The organism is Apolloniradiicaulis salifontis (assembly GCF_053756655.1).
In genome coordinates this window covers 2890798-2909854 of the sequence record NZ_CM132387.1, presented here as the reverse complement: position 1 = coordinate 2909854, position 19057 = coordinate 2890798, and the positions used below count along the sequence as shown (strand labels likewise).

15 protein-coding genes and 2 pseudogenes are annotated in these 19057 nt (G+C 62.6%); 12 read left to right on the top strand and 5 right to left on the bottom strand.

Annotation, left to right across the window (positions count from 1 at the left end; all coding sequences use genetic code 11):
• Positions 1-450: 450 nt before the first annotated feature.
• The 3 genes and pseudogenes from ACWCOP_RS13790 to ACWCOP_RS13780 all read left to right on the top strand — a co-directional run bounded on the left by ACWCOP_RS13790 (position 451) and on the right by ACWCOP_RS13780 (position 3106).
• Positions 451-1062, top strand: a complete 612-nt coding sequence (locus ACWCOP_RS13790) for a hypothetical protein (protein WP_478248866.1) — start codon at positions 451-453, stop codon at positions 1060-1062.
• Position 1063: 1 nt separating this feature from the next.
• Positions 1064-2026, top strand: coding sequence for a hypothetical protein (locus ACWCOP_RS13785; RefSeq protein WP_478248865.1), 963 nt, complete (start codon positions 1064-1066; stop codon positions 2024-2026).
• A gap of 130 nt (positions 2027-2156) precedes the next feature.
• Positions 2157-3106, top strand: a pseudogene (locus tag ACWCOP_RS13780) (IS630 family transposase).
• A 9-nt stretch (positions 3107-3115) separates the two neighbouring features.
• Here ACWCOP_RS13780 and ACWCOP_RS13775 read toward each other — a convergent pair.
• The 3 genes from ACWCOP_RS13775 to ACWCOP_RS13765 are packed head-to-tail and all read right to left on the bottom strand — an operon-like array spanning position 3116 to position 6579.
• Positions 3116-4075, bottom strand: coding sequence for a glycosyltransferase (locus tag ACWCOP_RS13775; RefSeq protein ID WP_478248864.1), 960 nt, complete (start codon positions 4073-4075; stop codon positions 3116-3118).
• 9 nt (positions 4076-4084) lie between these two features.
• A complete protein-coding gene (locus ACWCOP_RS13770) occupies positions 4085-5044 on the bottom strand; it encodes an NAD-dependent epimerase/dehydratase family protein (protein WP_478248863.1) in 960 nt (319 codons plus the stop codon).
• A gap of 8 nt (positions 5045-5052) precedes the next feature.
• The gene (locus ACWCOP_RS13765) at positions 5053-6579 is read right to left on the bottom strand and encodes a glycosyltransferase (protein WP_478248862.1); all 1527 of its coding nucleotides are present in this window, start codon (positions 6577-6579) and stop codon (positions 5053-5055) included.
• A 155-nt stretch (positions 6580-6734) separates the two neighbouring features.
• On the opposite strand from ACWCOP_RS13765, the gene ACWCOP_RS13760 reads away from it, so the two are divergent.
• From ACWCOP_RS13760 to ACWCOP_RS13720, 9 genes and pseudogenes are all read left to right on the top strand, one after another.
• Complete coding sequence (locus ACWCOP_RS13760) at positions 6735-7445, top strand: acyltransferase (RefSeq protein WP_478248861.1); 711 nt, start codon at positions 6735-6737, stop codon at positions 7443-7445.
• Positions 7446-7482: 37 nt separating this feature from the next.
• On the top strand, positions 7483-8322 hold the full coding sequence (locus ACWCOP_RS13755; protein ID WP_478248860.1) for a class I SAM-dependent methyltransferase: 840 nt from the start codon (positions 7483-7485) through the stop codon (positions 8320-8322).
• Positions 8323-8390: 68 nt separating this feature from the next.
• Positions 8391-10100: a capsular polysaccharide export protein, LipB/KpsS family gene (locus tag ACWCOP_RS13750; RefSeq protein WP_478248859.1), complete on the top strand. Its 1710-nt coding sequence runs from the start codon at positions 8391-8393 to the stop codon at positions 10098-10100.
• Positions 10101-10114: 14 nt separating this feature from the next.
• A complete protein-coding gene (gene gmd / locus ACWCOP_RS13745; protein ID WP_478248858.1) occupies positions 10115-11185 on the top strand; it encodes a GDP-mannose 4,6-dehydratase in 1071 nt (356 codons plus the stop codon).
• Between the two features lie 3 nt (positions 11186-11188).
• Positions 11189-12121, top strand: a complete 933-nt coding sequence (gene fcl, locus ACWCOP_RS13740) for a GDP-L-fucose synthase (protein WP_478248857.1) — start codon at positions 11189-11191, stop codon at positions 12119-12121.
• 149 nt (positions 12122-12270) lie between these two features.
• Positions 12271-12984, top strand: coding sequence for a hypothetical protein (locus ACWCOP_RS13735; protein ID WP_478248856.1), 714 nt, complete (start codon positions 12271-12273; stop codon positions 12982-12984).
• The gene (locus ACWCOP_RS13730) at positions 12981-13820 is read left to right on the top strand and encodes an ABC transporter permease (protein ID WP_478248855.1); all 840 of its coding nucleotides are present in this window, start codon (positions 12981-12983) and stop codon (positions 13818-13820) included. The genes ACWCOP_RS13735 and ACWCOP_RS13730 overlap by 4 nt, the downstream gene beginning before the upstream one ends.
• A 257-nt stretch (positions 13821-14077) precedes the next feature.
• Positions 14078-14728: pseudogene (locus ACWCOP_RS13725) on the top strand (ABC transporter ATP-binding protein); the annotation flags it as partial.
• A 35-nt stretch (positions 14729-14763) separates the two neighbouring features.
• Positions 14764-15771: a Wzt carbohydrate-binding domain-containing protein gene (locus ACWCOP_RS13720; RefSeq protein ID WP_478248854.1), complete on the top strand. Its 1008-nt coding sequence runs from the start codon at positions 14764-14766 to the stop codon at positions 15769-15771.
• A 6-nt stretch (positions 15772-15777) separates the two neighbouring features.
• On the opposite strand, the gene ACWCOP_RS13715 is transcribed toward ACWCOP_RS13720, so the two are convergent.
• Positions 15778-17370 (bottom strand): hypothetical protein, encoded by a 1593-nt coding sequence (locus ACWCOP_RS13715; protein WP_478248853.1) that lies wholly within the window; start codon positions 17368-17370, stop codon positions 15778-15780.
• 599 nt (positions 17371-17969) lie between these two features.
• Positions 17970-19025: a phytanoyl-CoA dioxygenase family protein gene (locus ACWCOP_RS13710; RefSeq protein WP_478248852.1), complete on the bottom strand. Its 1056-nt coding sequence runs from the start codon at positions 19023-19025 to the stop codon at positions 17970-17972.
• Positions 19026-19057: the final 32 nt, after the last annotated feature.

Here is a 19057-nt window from a genome sequence, read left to right as displayed (position 1 = left end):
GGCGTGCGCAACAAAGCACTAGTTGGCGACCGATCTGAGCAACGTGACTTTCAAGGCTGGTTGGCGTCCCTCCCGATTGCAATCTTCATATCGATGCCGTATTGGACCGATCGGCTGAACATATAGCGGGCACGGAGGCGATCTCTTTGCCACGCCGCTGTTTCTGCGGGGAGTCACAGAATGTAAGCTACAGCAACAAGCCGCGCCAATAAGTCGTTGGCGGTATGTTGATAGCCATCCATTCCCATCGCCTTCGTGACCCTTATAGATCCCGCAACCCCACCTGCCACCCTTTCCTTTCGAGCGAGCGTATGGGATTATGGTTTTGGCTGATAGCATCGTTTGCGGGCCGCATAGGCGTGTATCGCTGTTGTTGAGGCGGTGCGAGATAGAAGATACTAAACAGTAACAAAGAAAATTCTCTAATGTTAGCAGAAGTAGAATTGTTAAATGTACTGGATCCGCTTGGTAAAAAAATCTTTTGTATTAATCCCGCATATGCTTGTCGGCGGGACCATGATGGCGCTGACTAGCTTCGTTTCAGGCTGCGAGTACAATCCGAGCGGTCCGTCCAGTGCTGAAAGCGAAGAGCGCAGCGGCGCCATTTCTGAATTCGCTTTTCCGCTTAGCGGGCCGCAAGATAGCGAAATCTATCTAGTATCTGAGGGAAACTTTACAGGCTGGATTTTGCCAAGTGGCGAACTGGCAGCACCCGAAACTGCGGCGGAAGGGATGTTTATTGACTTGCGCGCCGGTGAGACGGTACGGGCCTTATTTCCAGAATTGATGGTTGCGCCAGGGGACAAGGTGTCGTTCATCTTCGACGCATATAGTTTTGACCAAAGTCCAGTCACTGTAACAATCTCGCGCCTGTGCGATGCTGAATTAGGAACGGATTTTGCGCGCTATGAGGTGAGGCTCACTGGAGGCCCACTCCAATATGGATTTTTACATACGTTTAGTGGGCATTCAGGGTGCATGTACGCCGAGATTTCTTCGAGCAGTGATACGCGCATATATTTACGCTATATAAGAACTGAAAGACTTATCCGAGGGCGCTAATATGAAAGATGGAATTCCGCCGTCGGCGTTAGCAGCTTTACTTTTCCTTTTATCCGCAACCGGAACGGCCAATGCGCAAGCTGCACGGCCAGCATCGAATTATGAGCGTCTGGAAGAGCGACCTGATGGTGAGACAGCGTTGATCGCTTACGGTGACAGTATTGCGAATGGGTTCTCGTTCAGAGTTCTGTCTCCAAGGCTGTCAGCGAGCTTTTATGCGGGCGAACCCAACGCGAACTTCCGCTCACCGCTTCACGTGCTTCAGATGATGCTGGTGCAGGTCGACGTCGAGCCTACGATTGTATCCTACGGCGGCGGAAGCGGCTTGCCTGGTCGCTCCGGTGTGGTCGAGTCAACAGTTCGCTTCAACAACTACTTCGCCGCGCAGAGACTTCGATCCGACGATTATGTGGTCATCTTGGACGCAGGACTCCACGGGTGCGACATTGAAGCTTACCTGGAAAATCTGGACCACCTTATGACAAGTGTAGCGAGCTTGGCTGATCGCGCTTTTTTTATGCTTCCATTTGAGGTGAATACGGAAAGTTGGCCGCTCGAAAGAAAGTGCTTGCAGTGGAATCAGATCTTTAATGAGGGGGAGCTATCGGTCAACGATGCTATCCGGGCGCTCCATAGTTCAAGCGAACAAACACAGACGAGCTGGCGGCTTATAGATCGCATCGAAGACATGAGTAATCTTCGCGACGAGCTTATCGCGCGTTATGGTATAGATTTTATGGCTAGTGACGATATTCACTATAATGTCTGGGGAAACATTGTCATTGCAATAATTTTGATGGAGGCAATGGGCGTAGATGAAGACAAAATCAAGTCTTTGGCGCTCGAGGGTCTATTGTATGATCATGTCTCAAAGTGGGGGTATCGATTTTCGGTCAGAGTTTCAGGAGAAGTCCTTACGCCGGAAGAATCAAGAGAAATTCTGCAGGCGATAGTTAACATGTAGTCTAAATACTTGTGTTTTGTGTCAGTAATTGCATCTAGAGCGGTATCCTGACTGATTGAATCGGATTGGGGATTCCGAGGGAGTCCGAACGCTGATTCATACTGTCTACCGGAGCAGGAGGCCGGCGGACATGTCCAAGGCGTTATCTGTTGATCTTCGCAGCCGCGTTGTTGCTGCAGTAAGGGTCGGCGCGAGCCATCGTGAGGCCGCGGCTAGGTTCGGTGTAAGCGCAGCGAGTGTGAGCCGTTGGCGGCGTCTGGATCGCGAGCAGGGCGACGTGCGCCCCGGGCCGCTGGGCGGAGATCGCCGATCTGGGCGGGTCGAGGCCCAAGCGGAGCTGATCCTCTCCATCCTCGACGAGACCGGAGACATCACGATCGAGGAGTTGCGCGCCGCACTGGCCGAGCGCGGACACCGCTTTGGCTATGGTACGATCCATCGCTTCCTTCGGCGTCGCGCCATCACGCGTAAAAAAAGACCGGCCACGCGGTTGAGCAGGATCGCCCCGACGTCCTGAAGCGGCGTCGGGCATGGTTCGACGCCCAGCCCGATCTCGATCCCGAGCGTCTGGTGTTCATCGACGAGACATGGGCGAAGACGAACATGGCCCGCACCCATGGGCGCTGCCGGCGCGGCAAACGGCTACGCATGGGCATGCCTCATGGCCACTGGCGCACCACCACCTTCGTCAGCGCGCTCACCTTGCGCGGCATAATCGCTCCGTTCGTGCTGTCCGGCCCGATCAACCGCGACGCGTTCGAGGCCTATGTCGAGCAGGTGCTGGCCCCGGAGCTGCGCCCCGGCGACATCGTCGTCATGGACAATCTCTCAAGTCACAAAGGACCTCGTGCCCGAACCCTGATCGAGGCCTGAGCCGCAAGGCTGGTCTTCCTGCCGCCCTACAGCCCGGACTTCAACCCGATCGAGAAGGCGTTCGCCAAGCTCAAGGCCATGCTGCGCAAGGCCGCGGAGCGTACCGTCGACGGGCTCTGGAAAACGATCGGCCGGATCTCGAAAACCTTCACGCCGGCTGAATGCGCCAACTACTTCGTGGCCTGCGGATACGATCCAGACTGGTAGGACTCTGCTCTAATCGGTCCGCGCCGAATTTACGGCTTGTAGTTCCGACGCGGCGATCTTGCGGCCGCGATAGCGCTGGCGCAGGTGCCAGGGCTGGCCGCGGCTGGCGATGAGATCGAACAGCCCGACATGCTTGGCCATCAGCGTGTTGTAATAATCGCGCGGCAAGTGCCCGAAAACCGCCTCGGAAGAATTGATCGACAGGCGCTTCTTCAGGAAATCCATCTTGTTGGCCTGCGCCCACAGGAATTTCTTCAGAGACCAGGCCGGCGTCTTTTTCTTGAAGCGGCCATAGGTGTCTTCATAGAGCGACTTGAACCGGTCGTGCTTGGCCTGCAGTTTCTTGTAGTCCTCGCTCTGGGTGTCTTCGGCCCAGTTGCGGTAATGGTGGATCGCGATCTCGCGGGTGTAGACGATATCCCAGCCGCCGAAGAGAACCTTGGCGGTGAGGTCGGGATCGATCCCGTAATCGCGGAATTCCTCGCTGAAGCCGCCGACGGCGTGCATGACCTCGGTGGGCAGCATGCCCTGATTGACGTTCAACACGCCGATCTGGGAAACGCCGCCGATATAGGGCGCCTTGACGAACGGGCCGTCCTTGTCGCGCACTTTCAGGCCGACCATGCCGATCCGGTCGTCCTTGCGAAGGATCTCCACCGCCTTGTCGAGCCCGTTGTTCACGATCTCGTTGTCGTCGCTCACCCAGCAGACATAAGGGGTCGTCACCTGCCGGAAGACATCGTTGTACGCCTTGGCCTGACCCAGCAGCTCGCCCACGAAAATCGGCCGCACGGTGTCGGAGGCCACCGACTGAAGGTATTCGATCGTGCCGTCGGTCGATCCGGCGTCGGTGACGTAGAGGATATGCGGCAGCCGAGTTTCTCGCGCCACCGAGTCGACGAGGCGCTCGATTTGGTCGCGGCGGTTATAAGTGCCGCAGACGATGGACAGGACCGGTGTATCGGACATCAATGAACCCTAGCTGCTGCCTCGCACCGAGCGGAACCAGTCGACATAGCGCCGCAGGCCGTCGTCCAGGGCGACGTGCGGGGTGAAGCCCAGATGCTCGGTGGTCTTTGAGGTGTCGGCCACGAGATGGCGAGGATCGCCTTCGCGGAACTTGCCGTTGAATGTGAGTTCGACCTCGGCGCCCACCGCTGCGAGCAGACGCTCGGCCAGGTGGCGCACGCTGATCGCGGCCCCGCATGCGCCGTTATAAAGCTCGCAAGAGCCGGCCGGCGTGCGTTCGCAGAGCCGCGCAAGCAGGGCGGCCGCGTCGTCGACATGGAGAAAATCCCGGGTCTCGCCGCCGTCACCCCAAAGCTCGAGGGCGTCCGGTTTTGCGCGCAGGCGCTCCAGAAGATCCCAGAGTAGCTGTTTGCGAAGCCCGTCACCGTAAAGAGAGAAGAAGCGCACGACCGATACGCCGAGGCCGGTCATGCGCGCCTCGTTGCAGGCCAACTGTTCACAGACCTGCTTGTGGGATCCATAAGGCGACATAGGCAGGCTGGGATCGGACTCCCGGCGCGGCGCGTCGTCGATCGCGCCGTAGACGGCCGCGGAAGACACCAGAACGAGGCGCGCCCCGGCGCCTTCATGGCGCAGAAAATCGAGAACCTCGGCTGTGGATCCGACCGACATCTCAAAATCACCGCGCGGATCCTGCCAGGACCGGCCGACTGACGCGCCGCCGGCGGCATGGAGGACGACACCGGGAACCCCGAAACGTTCGCAAGCTGCGGCGAGAAGGCCGCGATCGATGAGGCCGTCGAAATGATGAAGCCGATCGGTGTCGGCGGCGTCAGGGGCTCCAAGGCCAAGCGAAACCACCCGGCGCCCGGAATTCAGCAGGGCGCGTGCGGCGGCCTGCCCGAGGAAGCCGCCGCCGCCGGCGATGAACACCAGATCTTCGCCAGAGGTGGACCGGTTTTGGGCCATGGCGCGCCTCAGGCCTCCGCTTTGGGGGCTAGCTTTCGGCGCACATAGTCGCGGATCCGAAACAACACGGCGTTAAACTCCACCGCCGCCTGAGCCGCCGTCGCGCCTGTGCGGCGCTGGGTGTCGCGGACCGCCGCGATCAGGGCGTCCGCGTCCTGGTCGGTGGCCGGATCGTAGGCCAGGAAGCGTTCCCGCATCGGCCCTGGCGCCTTGACCAGCGTGGCGAGCACCAGAAGGTTTTGCGCCTCTGCGGCGAAGGCGCCGTCCTCCGCTATGATACGACCTGCGATCTTCGCGAGATCCTCGGGGTGATCGCGCAGCGACAGCCGAAGATTGGCGAGAAAGCGGTCGAAATCGGCCCGGTCCAGATCGCCGGCGAGGGTTTGCGTCCAGGTGCGCTCGATCTCCCGAACGGCGACCGAGACGGCTCCGTGGTGCTGGGGCTCATAGCGTTTCGCGGCGCCGGCGGCGATGTCCAGGAACGTGCGGGCCCGGTCTGCGATCAACGCGTTGCTGGCGGCGCGCGCTTCGCCCCGGCTTGGCGCAGGCGGCGGCTCGGCCAGGAAACGGTCCAGCGCCTCGGCGAGGGCGCCGGGATCGTCGGGATCGAAGAATTGCGCCCCCGGCGGAGATTGTTCGCGGTGCACCGGGATGTCGGACAGAACGCCGGAGAGGCCCAGGGCGCGGGCCTCCTCGACAAACGTGCTCCAGCCCTCAAAGCGGCTCGGCTGAATGAAGCCGCGCGCGCCCAGAAGAATGTCGATCTGATCGCGCCGCTCCACCGCGCCGGTCACCAGAACGCGGTCCGCCACGGCGGGATCATCCAGCAGCGCGCGGATCTCCTTTGTGTAGTCCGGCCAGCGGGTGTCCTCGAGCGCACCGGTCATCACCACGTTCAGATCGAGGTCGGGGCGCGCCGCGAGCGCCTTGAAGATCGCAAGGTGGTTTTTGTGCTTCCAGAACTGGTTGCAGACAACCAGATAGCGGTCGGGAAGACCCAGCCGCGCCCGGGTTGCGGCGGCGCCGGCCTCGCTGCGCTCCCACGTTTCCGGTCCGAACACGGCGGGGAAGTGGAACACGCTGTAGCGACCGTCCTCCGGCTCGCCGAACAAGCTGACGGTGTCGCTAAGCGCCTGTTGCGATGAGAATACGCAGGCCGCCGGGCCAAGCGCGAGAGAGCGATATTGCAGGAAGCGACGCTGGCGCTCGGCGTCGTCGAACATGTCCGGCCGGTGACGGCATTGCCAGTCAGGAATCCAGCCGCCCCAGCAAACGCCGTAGGCCGCCTCGGGCAGCTGGGTGGCCGGATACACGAAATCCAGGTCGAGCGAAGCGGCTGCGGAGAGCGGCGCGATCGCATCGGCCAGATCGGCATGGTCGGCCGCGATTGTTTCTGACTCCGGCGCCGTCGTCAGAAATGTGACGCGCGGGCGTTCCGCCGCCGGCAGCGAATGCAACATGCGTGCTATGTTCAGGACGTAATTAACGCCTCCAAGCCATCCGGGACTGTAGAGCACGCGAAGGCCGATATGCATTGCCGCTCCCCCGAGGCAGGCGAAATAGTCGCAAGGCTTCCCTAAGCCAAAGCCGCATGTACTGTAAAGTTTGCGTTGCGGTTCAAACAGGTTGCGGGTCAGGCCTCAAGCCGGTAAGCACGCGGCGAAAGCTGGCGCGCGGCGGGGGTAAGCGCATGAGAGTTTCAGTTTCGCCGGACGACCATGCTTTTGCCGATGGTCCGGTGTTCGCACGGATCGACAGCCTCGAGGCCGCGCGGGCCGCGCTCGAGCCCTGGGGCGATGCCTCGGTTGACCGTCATGCCGGCGAGCTTCTTGACGTCTGGTCGCGTTTTGCGGCCGCCAGCATCCTTGGCGATGGAATTCGTCTCGGACTTGGCGCGCGCATCGTCAATCTGAACGATCCCGGCGCCGTCAAACTCTCCGGCCCGGCCGCCATACGCGGCGTTCTGCGCGCGGATGCGGGCGGGCGCATCGAAATCGGTGAATTCTGCTATATCGGAGACGGCGTCGTCATTTCCGCCCACCAGAGCGTGAGCGTCGGCCGGTGCACGTTGTTGGCCCACGGCGTGCAGATTTTCGACAACAATTCCCATCCGACCCAGACCTTTCAGCGTGAAGTCCAGTTTCGGCGCATGCTGGGCGACAAGAGCGTTTACGTGCCCATGAAGATCGGCGCGGCGCCGGTGGCGATTGGCGCCAATTGCTGGATCGGAATGAATAGCCTAATCATGCGTGGCGTATCGATCGGGGATGGCACGATCGTTGCTGCGGCCAGTGTCGTGACGTCCGATCTGCCTGCGGGCGTCGTGGCGGCCGGCAACCCCGCGCGCATTGTCCGCGAGCTGACGACAGAAGAACTGGAACTTTCGGCGGGCGAGAGCTAAACCCTCGCGCGCCGCCCTTTGTTAGGAGACTGAGCCCGTGTCTACGAAAGCCGAACGCTTTGGACCGCTGCCCGCCGGCACGGTGTTGCCCGAGCCCGATTACACCAACGACGCCGCGCGCGCCGAGAATGTCTGCGCGCCGCCTGTGGGCGAGGGCGAGACCGAGTGGTACCCCCCGGTGATGATCGGCGCCGACGCGGTCGGCCGCACCATTGCGAAGGACTGCCGCAAATATCTTGATGAAGGCGTCGCTCTGCTCGATCGCCTCGAGCCTGACGCCTATATCGAGTACCTGAAGGGGTACTACAAGCGCGGTCTGGACCGGTTCGGCGACGATTGGGGCTATGTGGACATTCTCACCGCCATGCTTGGCCTTGGGGAAATCCTGCAGCCCAACAGCTATCTGGAAATCGGCGTGCGGCGCGGGCGCAGCGTCTGTGCGCTGGCGCACAAGCGGCCGGCCGCACACGTCGCCATGTTCGACATGTGGGTGCCCAACTATGCGGGCATGGACAATCCGGGCCCGGAACACGTCGTGAAAGAGCTCGACAAGATCGGGCATACCGGCGTGCGCGAGTTCATCGACGGCGACTCCCACAAGACCCTGAAAGCCTACTTCGCCGAGCACCCCGACCGGTATTTCGACCTGATCACCGTTGACGGCGATCACTCCAATCTGGGTGCGGCCGAAGACATCGCCGACGTGCTGCCGCGGCTGTCGATCGGCGGCGCGGTGCTCTTTGACGACACCTGCAACCCGAACGTGGCCGGTCTCGGCGAAGTGTGGAAGCGCATGCTGGTCGATAATCCGCGCTTCTCCTCTTACACCTACTCTGATGTCGGCTACGGCATCGGGTTCGCGATCCGCCGTTATTGATCCCTTTCGCGCGTCTGGCCGCGCGCCTCATGGCGCGCGCGCCCGGCCCAGCAACGCAGGAGACCGGTATGAGCGACGGGCTGACCGCTCCGCCGAAATTTCCCGGAGCCCAGGCGCCGTTCGCGCCGGAGAAGGGCTTCCCGGACTGGTCGGCGCTGATCGAGCAGTTCGGCAAGGCCTGGCCCGAAGCGGTGTCGAGCGCGGGCGGAAAACGGGTGCTCATCGCGTCCAATACCGGCATGCACGGCGCGGTGACGACGATGGACTCCATGCTCGCCCTGGCGCTGACCGCTCGCGGCGCGCACGTGTCCCGGGTGTTCTGCGACGGCGTGCTTCAGGGCTGCCTCATCCCGGTGATCTCGGAGGCCACGCCGCCCGAGATGATCGCCGGGCGGGGTCTAGTGGGTCGGCTGTGCAAGGCTTGTTTCAACCGCGGCACCAACAACCACCGGCCTTCGGGGCTTCCCGAACACCGGTTTTCCGACCACCTGAAGCCGGAAGACTATGCGCGCGCCGAAGCGCTCGCCGCCGAGCCGGCCATGGCCGACATCGCGTCCTGGCGTCTTGATGATCTGCCTGTAGGCGAGCACGCCTACGCCGGCGCGTTGCGGTACTTCGGGACGGGCGATCTGTCCGGGCAGGACCTTGCCGAACCGGTGCTGCGCCGGTATCTCGAAGGTGCGATTCTTGCGGCCTGGGTCTATGACCGCATCATTGATGCGGCGAAGCCGGACGTCGCGGTGCTCCACCACGGGATCTACAGCCCGCAGGGGGTCGCCGCGGCGGTGTGCCGCAAGCGCGGCGTGCGCGTGGTCACCTGGGTCGTGGCCTACCGCAAGAACTGCTTCATTTTCAGCCATGACGACACCTACCATCACACCCTGATGGACGAACCGACCGAGCAATGGACCGACATCACCCTGTCGGGCGGCGAGCGCGAGGCGCTCCAGTCCTATCTGGCAAGCCGCGCCACCGGAGGACGTGACTGGATCTATTTTCATAAAGATCCGGAGCAAAGCTTTGAATCGTTCGCCCAAGCACGCGGAATCGACACCGGCAAGCCGGTCGTCGCGGTCCTCACCAATGTGATGTGGGACGCCCAGCTGCACTATCCCGCGAACGCGTTTCCCGGCATGAAGACCTGGATCCTTGAGACCGTGGAGTATTTCCGCGTGCGCACCGATCTGGAGGTCGTCATCCGCGTGCACCCGGCCGAGGTGCGCGGCGCCGTTGTGTCGCGCCAGCGCGTCGCAGACGAGATCGCCGCGGCTTTCCCAGACCTTCCCAGCCACATCCATGTCGTTGGCCCGGACGAGGAGGCCAGCACCTATGCGATAGCGGCGGCGGCCAATGCGGTGGTGATCTACGGAACCAAGATGGGCACCGAGCTTACGCCCGCCGGCAAGCCTGTGATCGTCGCGGGCGAGGCGTGGATCCGCAACAAGGGCCTGACTCAGGACGCGCGCAGCCGCGAGCACTATTTCGAATTGCTAGACCAGTTGCCGCTGGACGAGGGCCAGTGGGTTCCCGATCAGGAGCGCGCGCTGCGCTACGCCTTCCACTTCTTTTTCCGTCGCATGATTCCGTTGCCCTTCATGGAGCCGAACGGCACGGGCGCCATGTTCGACGTCAACATTTCCGGGCTCGACCAGTTCGCGCCCGGCCGCAATCCGGGTCTAGACACAATCATGGACGGCGTCCTTGATGGCGCTCCGTTCACGTACCGCGCCGAGACCCACGGCATTCACGACCGGCAAGCCCCCGCCAAGTCAGCGTAACCAATGGGATTCCTATGAGCCAATCGAAAAAAACCGCGCTTGTGACCGGTGTGACCGGTCAGGACGGGGCCTATCTCTGCCGCCTTCTTCTGGAGAAGGGCTATGAAGTGCACGGGCTGCGCCGCCGCGCCTCGAGCTTCAACTCCACACGTCTGGAGGACATCTACGCGGACCCCGCGCTGGACACCTCCAGGCTGACCCTGCACTACAGCGACATGACGGATTCCACCAATCTGATCCGTCTGATCAACGAGGTGCGTCCGGACGAAATTTACAACCTCGCCGCCCAGAGCCACGTGAAGGTGAGCTTCGAAACGCCGGAATACACCGCGAACGCCGACGCGATCGGCGCTCTGCGCCTGCTTGAAGGCATCCGTATTCTCGGCCTTGGCGAGACCACGCGATTCTACCAGGCCTCGACCTCGGAACTGTACGGGTTGGTTCAGGAAGTCCCGCAGTCGGAGACGACGCCCTTCTATCCGCGCAGCCCTTACGCGGCGGCGAAGCTCTACGCCTACTGGATCGTGGTCAATTATCGTGAAGCCTACGGCATGCACGCCTCCAACGGCATCTTGTTCAACCACGAAAGCCCGCTTCGCGGCGAGACCTTCGTGACGCGCAAGATCACGCGTGGCGCGGCGGCGATTTCGCTGGGTCGCCAGGACGTGCTGCGTCTGGGCAATCTGGACGCCAAGCGCGACTGGGGCCATGCCCGCGAATACGTGGAAGGCATGTGGCTGATGCTGCAGCAGGACCAGGCGGACGACTACGTGCTCGCCACCGGTGAAACCACCGAGGTGCGCACCTTCGTCGACTGGGTGTTCGAAGAGGTGGGGCTGCCGCTGGAGTGGACCGGCTCGGGCCTCGACGAGAAGGGCGTATGCAAGAAGACCGGCCGCACGCTGGTCGAGGTGGACCCCGCCTTCTTCCGTCCCACCGAAGTCGAGTTGCTGCTGGGCGACCCTTCGAAGGCGAAGGCGAAGCTGGGCTGGACCCATAAGACCAGCCCGCGCGACCTCGCCGTCGAGATGGCCCGTTACGACCTGGAACTGATGAAAACCGCTCCGGTCGTACGGGAGAGCTGAGGCATGTACGCGCTCGAAGGAAAGAAAGTCTGGGTCGCAGGACACCGCGGCATGGTCGGCGCGGCGACGGTGCGCCGCCTCGAGGCTGAAGGCTGCAACGTCTTCACCGCCGGACGTGACGTCGTCGACCTGGTTCGCCAGGAGCAGGTCGAGGCCTTCTTCGAGCGCGAGCGGCCCGACGCCATCGTCGTCGCCGCCGCGAAAGTCGGCGGGATTCTTGCCAATATGAGCTATCCCGTTGATTTTCTATATGAAAATCTCATGATCCAGGCGAACCTCGCCCAGGCCGCCCACAATAGCGGCGTGGAGAAGGTGCTCTTCCTGGGGTCCAGCTGCATCTATCCGAAATTCGCCGAGCAGCCGATACGCGAAGACAGCCTTCTGACCGGGCCGCTTGAGGCGACCAATGAGTGGTACGCCATCGCCAAGATCGCCGGCATCAAGCTCGGCCAGGCCTATCGCGCGCAATACGGCGACGACATGATCTCGGCGATGCCGACCAATCTGTACGGACCCGGTGACAATTTCGACCTGCAGTCCAGCCACGTGCTGCCCGCGCTCATCCGCAAGGCCCATGAGGCCAAGCTCGCCGGCGCGTCCTCCATCGGCATCTGGGGCACCGGCACGCCTCGCCGCGAGTTTCTTCACTGCGACGATTGCGCCGACGCTCTGGTCTTCCTGCTCAAGAACTACTCCGGCGCCGATCATATAAATGTCGGGTTCGGCGAGGACGTGACGATCCTCGAGCTGACCGAGATGGTGTGCGACGTGGTCGGCTTCGATGGCGCGATCGTCAAGGATGAGAGCAAGCCTGACGGGACGCCGCGCAAGCTGATGAGCGCGGACCGGCTGCGCGAGCTGGGCTGGACGCCCAGCATCCCTCTGCGTGACGGAATAGCCTCCACCTACCAGTGGTTCCTGGAGAATGTGGCCTGAGCGCGGATCCGCCGAACGACGCCCGCGCAGCAATCATCGCGACCGCGCTGGAGCGCCGCCACGAAGCCGAGGTTGGTTGCGCACCGTTTCACCGAATTCAGAAGGACGCCGCCGCGACGCTTGAAGCGGTCGGGCGGGACGGACCATGCGTGCTTATGCTCGGCGACAGCCTTTCGCGCGGGCCGTCTCCCCGGCCTGACGGCGCAGACATCTTCGACCATCCCGATCTGATGTTCAACGCCGTGGCGATCGAGGGCGGATCGCCCTTTCGCGCCTATGCGCCAGGGCAGTTGCTGGACGAGGTCGCCATCGGTCTTGCTCGACTATTGCGCCCAGGAGATGTGTTGGTGCTGCAGGACGCGGGGCCCCATCACGGCGTCGCCGCACTCGCCGGCCTGGCCGTTGAGCGCTTGATCGCCGCGGCGCGGCCCGGTGTCCGGCCGGTGGCTGTGACCGCTCCGGCCGATGCGCACACACCGGCCGCCTGCGACTGGTCCACGCCGCTTTCCCCGGCCGGCTCGGCGAACGACGCCGTACGCGAGGCCGCGCGGCGGTGCGCCGCCGGAGTGGTCGATCTGGAACGGTTGCGGCCTGTTTGGGACGCTGAGCTCTCCGTCATCGGTCTACGCGTGCTCGAGCCGGACGGCGTTCACCTGACACGCGCCGGCGGAGCGCTTTACGCCGCGGCCGCGGCCGGCGCGGCGGCCGTGGTGAACGAGCGCGCGGCGCGGGCGCTTGCGGGCGCTGTGGATGGAGAAAGCGGGAGCCGGTTCACAAGGCTGGCGGCTTCAGCTATGAGGTCTGGGGTGGCTGCGGTCGGTCCTGACATCGGGGCCGAACGCGCGGCGAGCAGGGGATTATGAGCAGCAAACCGCAGATCAAAGAGACGGTGATCGAGCCCAACCGGCCACTCGGTTTCGGCGACATCGCCGAGGTGTTTCGCTATCGGGGCCTGCTTTGGTCGATGACCGTGCGGCGCTTCAGGGGCGACTTGGCCGACCTGCAATTGGGCGTGATATGGTTCGTGGCCCGTCCGCTGTTGATGCTCGCCGTATTCACCATGTGGCGCAATCTGTCCGGCGCCAATATGGGCGTCGACATGTCCTACCCGACCTATCTCTATTCCGGTCTGATACTCTGGTTCTACTTCACAGAGGCTGTTCAAAACACCGCCGGCGCGGTGCAGCGTGACGCCGGCCTTATTCGCAAGGTCTATTTTCCACGGCTGATCAGCCCGTTGACCGCCGTACTCGCTCCGCTCACCGCGCTGGCGGTGGCCAGCGTTCCGCTGGTCGTGATCATGGTGCTCACCTCCACCGTGCCGGACTGGAAAATCCTGCTGCTGCCGCTTGTCCTGTTCCAGGCTGCGCTGCTGGCCTTCGGCCTTGGGTGCCTGTTCGCCGCACTGAGCGTGAACTCTAATGACTGGGACCGCGCGCTGGCGCTGGCGCTTTATATCGGATTGTTCATCTCGCCGGTTATCTTCTCGCCGGCGCTGCTTGCGGAATCGCGCGGCTACTGGGTGTATCATCTCAATCCGATGGCCGGCACGCTGGTGGCGCTGCGCTCCACGCTGGAGGCGGACGTGGCGTTTCCGGTGCAGGAGTTCGCCTACTCGGCCGGGTTCACCGTGGTGTCGATTCTTGTCGGCTTCTTCCTGTTCCAGCGCCTCGAGCGCGCGCTTCTGGATCGACTGTGACCAAGATTGAAACCCGCCTGCCGGATCCGGCAGAGTCCGATGAGACCGGAACGGCCGTTGCGACGGTTCCGGAAGACTCATTCGTGATTTCCGTCGAAAATCTGGGGAAGCGCTACAAGATCGGCAAATCGGCCGGCGCGCCGGTGCAGGTCCTCCCCGATTTCGGCTGGGCGTTCCGCCGGATAACGCCCGGCGGGCGCCGCAAGGTCGCCGAGCAAAATGAAGCCGACACGCTGTGGGCGCTCAAAGACATCAATTTCACCATCCGGCCGGGCGAGCGCGTCGGGGTGATCGGACGAAACGGCGCCGGCAAATCGACCCTTCTCAAAGTGCTCTCTCGCGTCACCTATCCCACGGTGGGCCGCGCCCGCGTGCGCGGGCGCCTGACTGCGCTGCTTGAGGTGGGCACGGGCTTCTCCGAGGTGCTCACCGGGCGCGAGAACATCTATCTGAACGCCAACATGCATGGGCTTGGCCGGGCCGAGGTCGACGAGCGCGTTGATGAAATCATTGATTTCGCTGAAGTGCGGCGCTTCATCGACACACCTCTGCGCTTTTATTCAAGCGGCATGCGGTCGCGCCTCGCCTTCGCCGTGGCGGCGCATCTGGAGCCCGACGCGCTGCTTCTGGACGAGGTGCTGGCGGTGGGAGACATCGCGTTCCAGAAAAAGTGCCTTGAGCGGATGCAGGACATCACCCAGGGCAGTCAGGCGCTGATCTTTGTGAGCCATTCCATGGATTCCGTCATTCGCTATTGTGACCGGTGCCTCTGGATCGATGCCGGCCGACTGCGCATGGACGGGCCGGCCGCTGAGGTCACCGAAGCCTATGTCGGCGAAGTAATGGGGCTGAAGTCGCACATGCGCCTTCCTGATTCGGTCCGCCGGCCGCCGCCGCCCGATCAGTGACATCCTCGTCCCTCGGCTGGAACAGGGGAAATTTAATGGACAAGAACGAGCTGGAGCGCCGCCTCGGCGATGCGTTGCTCGCCGGCGCCGGCGCCGCGTCCGCGCGTTTTGTTGCGTGCGAAGTGCGCGACGAAGACGGCAAGAGGGTGCTGCTGCGCCCGGCGGACGCCGCCGTGACGATCCGCCTGGAATTCGAGCTGGACAAGCCGGCGCGTCTGGTGCCGGCCCTCGGGCTCAGCCTTGAAGACGGGCGCGGCCTGGCGTTCTGGGCCGTGCATGAGGCAGCGCCCGCTCAAGCTCTGGACGCCGGGCGTCACACCGCCGAGATGACGATTCCGGGCTGTTTTCTGGCGGTCGGCCCCTACAAGGTGAGCGGAGCCCTTCTCTCGCTTGATGGCGAGCCGGCGCTCGCCGCAGGACCCGAGACGCTCGTCTCGTTCTACGTGGTCGAGGAAAGCGATCCGGAGGGCTCTGCACGCGGGCCGCATATTGATCATACCACCGGCCTCATGCGGCCGCGGCTCAACTGGAGCGTCGGGGATCTTGAAGAGGCTCAGGGCGGCGAACGCAAGCCGGCTCCCGGTCTTGATGAAATCGCCGAGGAAGGGGTGGCCGAGCTGGTGTCGGCCACCGTCGCCGATGAGCACGGTGACGCCGTGACGACGCTATCTCGCGGGGATCGGGCGACGATCGAACTGGTTTGGCGCCTTGATCAGCCTTGCATTTTTGCGGCGAGCTTCGGTGTGATCGACGAGCGCGGCGTGGCAGTTTTTCGCTCTACGCTTCGCGAATACAGGATTGAGTCCCTCCTCTGTCCGGCGGGGCATCGTTACGGGGTCGTATGGCTGCCTCTGGAGCGGCTGCGTCCCGGTCAGTATTCGATCGACGCGGCCGCATCGGATCCGCGGACGCGGCCGCTCCGCCGGTATTTTCGGGAAGCCATGGTCGCACGGTTCACCCTTGTGGCCGAGGGCGAGGCCGGCGGCGCCCAGCTTGGCGCGGTGCGCGCGCCGGTGAGCTGGACGCCCATCGTGAAAGCCTGAGGGCCCTCAGCTCTCCACACCATAGCGCAGCTTGCGATAGACCCGCAGCACAGGCTGCAAGGGCGGCGCATTGCGAACCCACGCGCGCAGCTTGCCGGTCGCGCTCGTCGGCGGGGGCGGCGGCGGGGGTGCGGCCACCAGGATTTCGCCGCTGAGTGGGCCCATTTGAACGGTGACCGAAGGTCCCCGGCCAAGAGATTCCGGCAGCGGAACAACGACGGTGGCGGCGCCTTTATTGTTGTTCAGCACCACGACCCCGCGTTCGAACTGACGCATGAACACATGGTCTGCAAGTTGCTGCCGGCGGCCGGTCGGTTCGCCGATATCGGTGTCCCAGAAATCGAAATAGGCCTCACTGGCGAAGATATCGAAAACTTCGGTGGGGTGGGTGTAGATCAGAGTGTGGTAGTGCCGATTGGCGAACAGCAAAAAGAAGCAGGTGAAATGTTTCGCCAAGTGGCGCTCAATCCCGGCGTCCGTGCGCTTATATCGCTCAAGCCAGCCCGAAATCACATCCTCGGTGCCATGATATCGATAACTGCCCACCTTGAAGATGATCTTTTTCTTGAAAATGGCGGACTCTGTAATGAACCGCTCTATCCGGTCGTAATAGTCTTCTTCGCCACTGAGGTAGGTCTTCCATTCCCAGCGGAACGGCTGCTCCCAGAAAAGACCGTCGCAGGCCTTGGCGAACATCCTTGTCATGGTCGGCTCGGTCACAGCGATGCTGTCCAGCATCATGCCGTTCAGGAACAGCTCTTTACCGGCCGCCTTCAACTTTTGATGAATATCAGTCATCAAAAGAAGTTGCGACTCCTGGAAGTTATCCACCCAGCTTTCAGGGAGCTTGTCGATCAGTGTGGGCAGGCCGAACGCGTAGCGCCGCACCGCATAGTCGATCAGTACGGCATCAAGCTCGCCCTCCACCGTCCGTTTCGCCACTCGTGTGGCGATCATCCGGCGCACTTCAGGCCTGCGGATATCGAAGACGTCGCCGCTGGCCACCAACTCCCCGACATCCTTGAAATGGAGCCGGTCGTTCGGATCCAGGCTGTCTTCGGGGTAGTGAAGATAGCTGGACTCCGGCATCTTCTCGCTCGAGGAAAACAGCGTTCCGTCGACGAAATTGACCACCGCGTAGCCGATGAGCTTCTTCTTCAGCCCGTGCTTTTCAAACAGCGCCCTGAGCAGGCGCGCATAACGCATTTCCTGGGAAAGCCGTCCGAATTGCTCATCGTAGTGGTATGGCGAATTGGCGTGTTTGGCGTAGTTGAGATAGTCCGCAAGCGCCTGGGGATCGGCGCCCTCAAGCACGTCAGTGCGGCGGCCTAGCTCGAGGCGAAGCAGGTGGCGGCAGGAGCTCGTTCCGACCGGGATGAAGCGGTTCATACGCTTGCTATTGACCCAAGGGTCCCCGAAGGGATTCAGGATCCGCTCGGTCCGGGTTTTGACATCCCTATGGGCGATCTTCTCCGGTGATGAAAACCGGGCCAGGCCAAGAGCGCGTCCGTCGCAGGACTCAGACCGGAGATTGACGCGCTCCATCCGCGCTCTTTGCCGCTCCGCCGCCTGCTCTTGGAGGCTGAGTTCGGGCGTCATTGGAACGATGGGCTCCGCAGCGGCTATTCTGGCGACGCTCCTGCTGCGGCCGGGCTTGGATCGAGGGGCTTTTTTCCGGGTTGAAAGACGCTCGGTTTTCGCCGGCCGTCCCGCTCCAGCTGCTGGAGACGACACTTTGGAGCTTTTGGCTTTGGCGCTCTTTCGAGCCGGCCCGCCAGAAGCGGAAGAAGCCGACGGCGCACGCGCACTGGAAGCGGGCGCCTGGCTGGCCGCCCGCGTTTGCGTCGCGGTGGGGTCGCCGCTGGAGCGTGTCGCAGCGCGTTTCGATTCGCCAGTGGCTTTCCGGGCGCCGCTCCGGGCCTTCTCGCGAGCCGCCGCCGGCGCATCCGTGCTCGAATCCCGTTCGGCTTTTTTCTTCCGCGCCGGCGATTTTGACGGTCTGGCCGTTGAGGGCTTGGCAGCCGATTTCGGTGTTGCTTGCCCCGGGCCCGTCGCGTCGTCGCGCTCCGCCGGCGCTCCTGTGTCGTTAGATTGCGCCCCAGAGCCGCGGACTCGCCGTGTAGTGGCCATTAATCGTTCCCCAATGTTTAGATGTCACGGCTCTGCGCCCGCCCGTCCCCTCGTGGCGTCTCACAAAATCAGGTTGGTTCAGTCCAGGACTCCAGAGGCCCGTAGACCAGGCTTTCGCCAAGAAGAGCAGACTCGAATGCGCTGGACGGCTTTAAAGTAACCCCCGCCATCCGGTTGCGCATTTCGCCGTCGCCCTCATAAAGCGGCGCCCAGAGATATGTCGGCAGATTGTATTCGATCGAAAGCATGAGACGCGGCCGGCCGCCTGGTCGCGCGCCTCCGTGGAGACAGCGGCAAGTATCACAGAAGCTGACGGTGCCGGCCGGACCGGTCGCCGTGCGGATTGCGCCGGGCGCAACGACCGTATCATCCATCCGGTCGAGGATGAGACGTTGATCCGTGAAAAGCGGTTCGCTCGCAGCGGCGCCCGCAGACATGAAAGGGCCGGAGTCTTCATCAACATCAGTAATGTATACGAAGACTTTAACCTGAGTTCTGTCCTCGGGGTCAAAGTGTAGGCGTTGCGACGACTTCCTATGAAACTCGTTATTGCGGGCCAGAGATATCGAATAACCAGTCAGTATCGGAAGGGCGCCAAAGTACCGTGTGATCGGGACAAGCAAGTCCGGGCTCGTCGCCAGGGCGTACGCGGCGCTATCTTGACCGTAGCCGGACTTTCCTGCGCTGATGACGTACTCAAGACTGCCCTTCCCGACGCGCTCGGCTTCGAGCCCGCCTGTTTCGTCGAAAATTTTGCGGGCCTCGTCTACGGCTGCGATAACTTTGGGGCGGTTTGTGAGGTCAAGTGTTGCAAACGCGTCCGCAGCTCGCAGGTCCAGCCCGGCCGCTTCCGGCGCGGCGTCGTCCGAGTGCTGCTCACAATAGGCGCGGCCAAGCTCGGAACGCTGCTGTAGCAGAGGGGCCTTTATGCGCCGAGCAAGGTCCGCGTAAGCGGCGCGTTGACCCATCGAGCCGCGAACCATGAGAAACTCGCGGTCAAACGATTTCGCAGCCCGTAAAAAGTGCTCAATCTCGACAACTTTGATATTGAGCCGGTCCACCTCCGCCTGAAGCGGATTAATGACGACCGGCGCGCTGCTTCCAGCTGCGTCCGTAGCTGTCATTCCCTCATCCCCCGATCGTAGGCGCTCGGTTA

Excerpts from the sequence above, each read along its gene's own strand:
- ACWCOP_RS13750 (WP_478248859.1), top strand. The coding sequence starts at position 8,391 with ATGAGCGACGGGCTGACCGCTCCGCCGAAATTTCCCGGAGCCCAGGCG.
- ACWCOP_RS13720 (WP_478248854.1), top strand. The coding sequence starts at position 14,764 with ATGGACAAGAACGAGCTGGAGCGCCGCCTCGGCGATGCGTTGCTCGCC.
- ACWCOP_RS13775 (WP_478248864.1), bottom strand. The coding sequence starts at position 4,075 with ATGTCCGATACACCGGTCCTGTCCATCGTCTGCGGCACTTATAACCGC.
- ACWCOP_RS13770 (WP_478248863.1), bottom strand. The coding sequence starts at position 5,044 with ATGGCCCAAAACCGGTCCACCTCTGGCGAAGATCTGGTGTTCATCGCC.
- fcl (WP_478248857.1), top strand. The coding sequence starts at position 11,189 with ATGTACGCGCTCGAAGGAAAGAAAGTCTGGGTCGCAGGACACCGCGGC.
- gmd (WP_478248858.1), top strand. The coding sequence starts at position 10,115 with ATGAGCCAATCGAAAAAAACCGCGCTTGTGACCGGTGTGACCGGTCAG.
- ACWCOP_RS13790 (WP_478248866.1), top strand. The coding sequence starts at position 451 with ATGTACTGGATCCGCTTGGTAAAAAAATCTTTTGTATTAATCCCGCAT.
- ACWCOP_RS13715 (WP_478248853.1), bottom strand. The coding sequence starts at position 17,370 with ATGACGCCCGAACTCAGCCTCCAAGAGCAGGCGGCGGAGCGGCAAAGA.
- ACWCOP_RS13730 (WP_478248855.1), top strand. The coding sequence starts at position 12,981 with ATGAGCAGCAAACCGCAGATCAAAGAGACGGTGATCGAGCCCAACCGG.
- ACWCOP_RS13760 (WP_478248861.1), top strand. The coding sequence starts at position 6,735 with ATGAGAGTTTCAGTTTCGCCGGACGACCATGCTTTTGCCGATGGTCCG.
- ACWCOP_RS13710 (WP_478248852.1), bottom strand. The coding sequence starts at position 19,025 with ATGACAGCTACGGACGCAGCTGGAAGCAGCGCGCCGGTCGTCATTAAT.
- ACWCOP_RS13785 (WP_478248865.1), top strand. The coding sequence starts at position 1,064 with ATGAAAGATGGAATTCCGCCGTCGGCGTTAGCAGCTTTACTTTTCCTT.
- ACWCOP_RS13765 (WP_478248862.1), bottom strand. The coding sequence starts at position 6,579 with ATGCATATCGGCCTTCGCGTGCTCTACAGTCCCGGATGGCTTGGAGGC.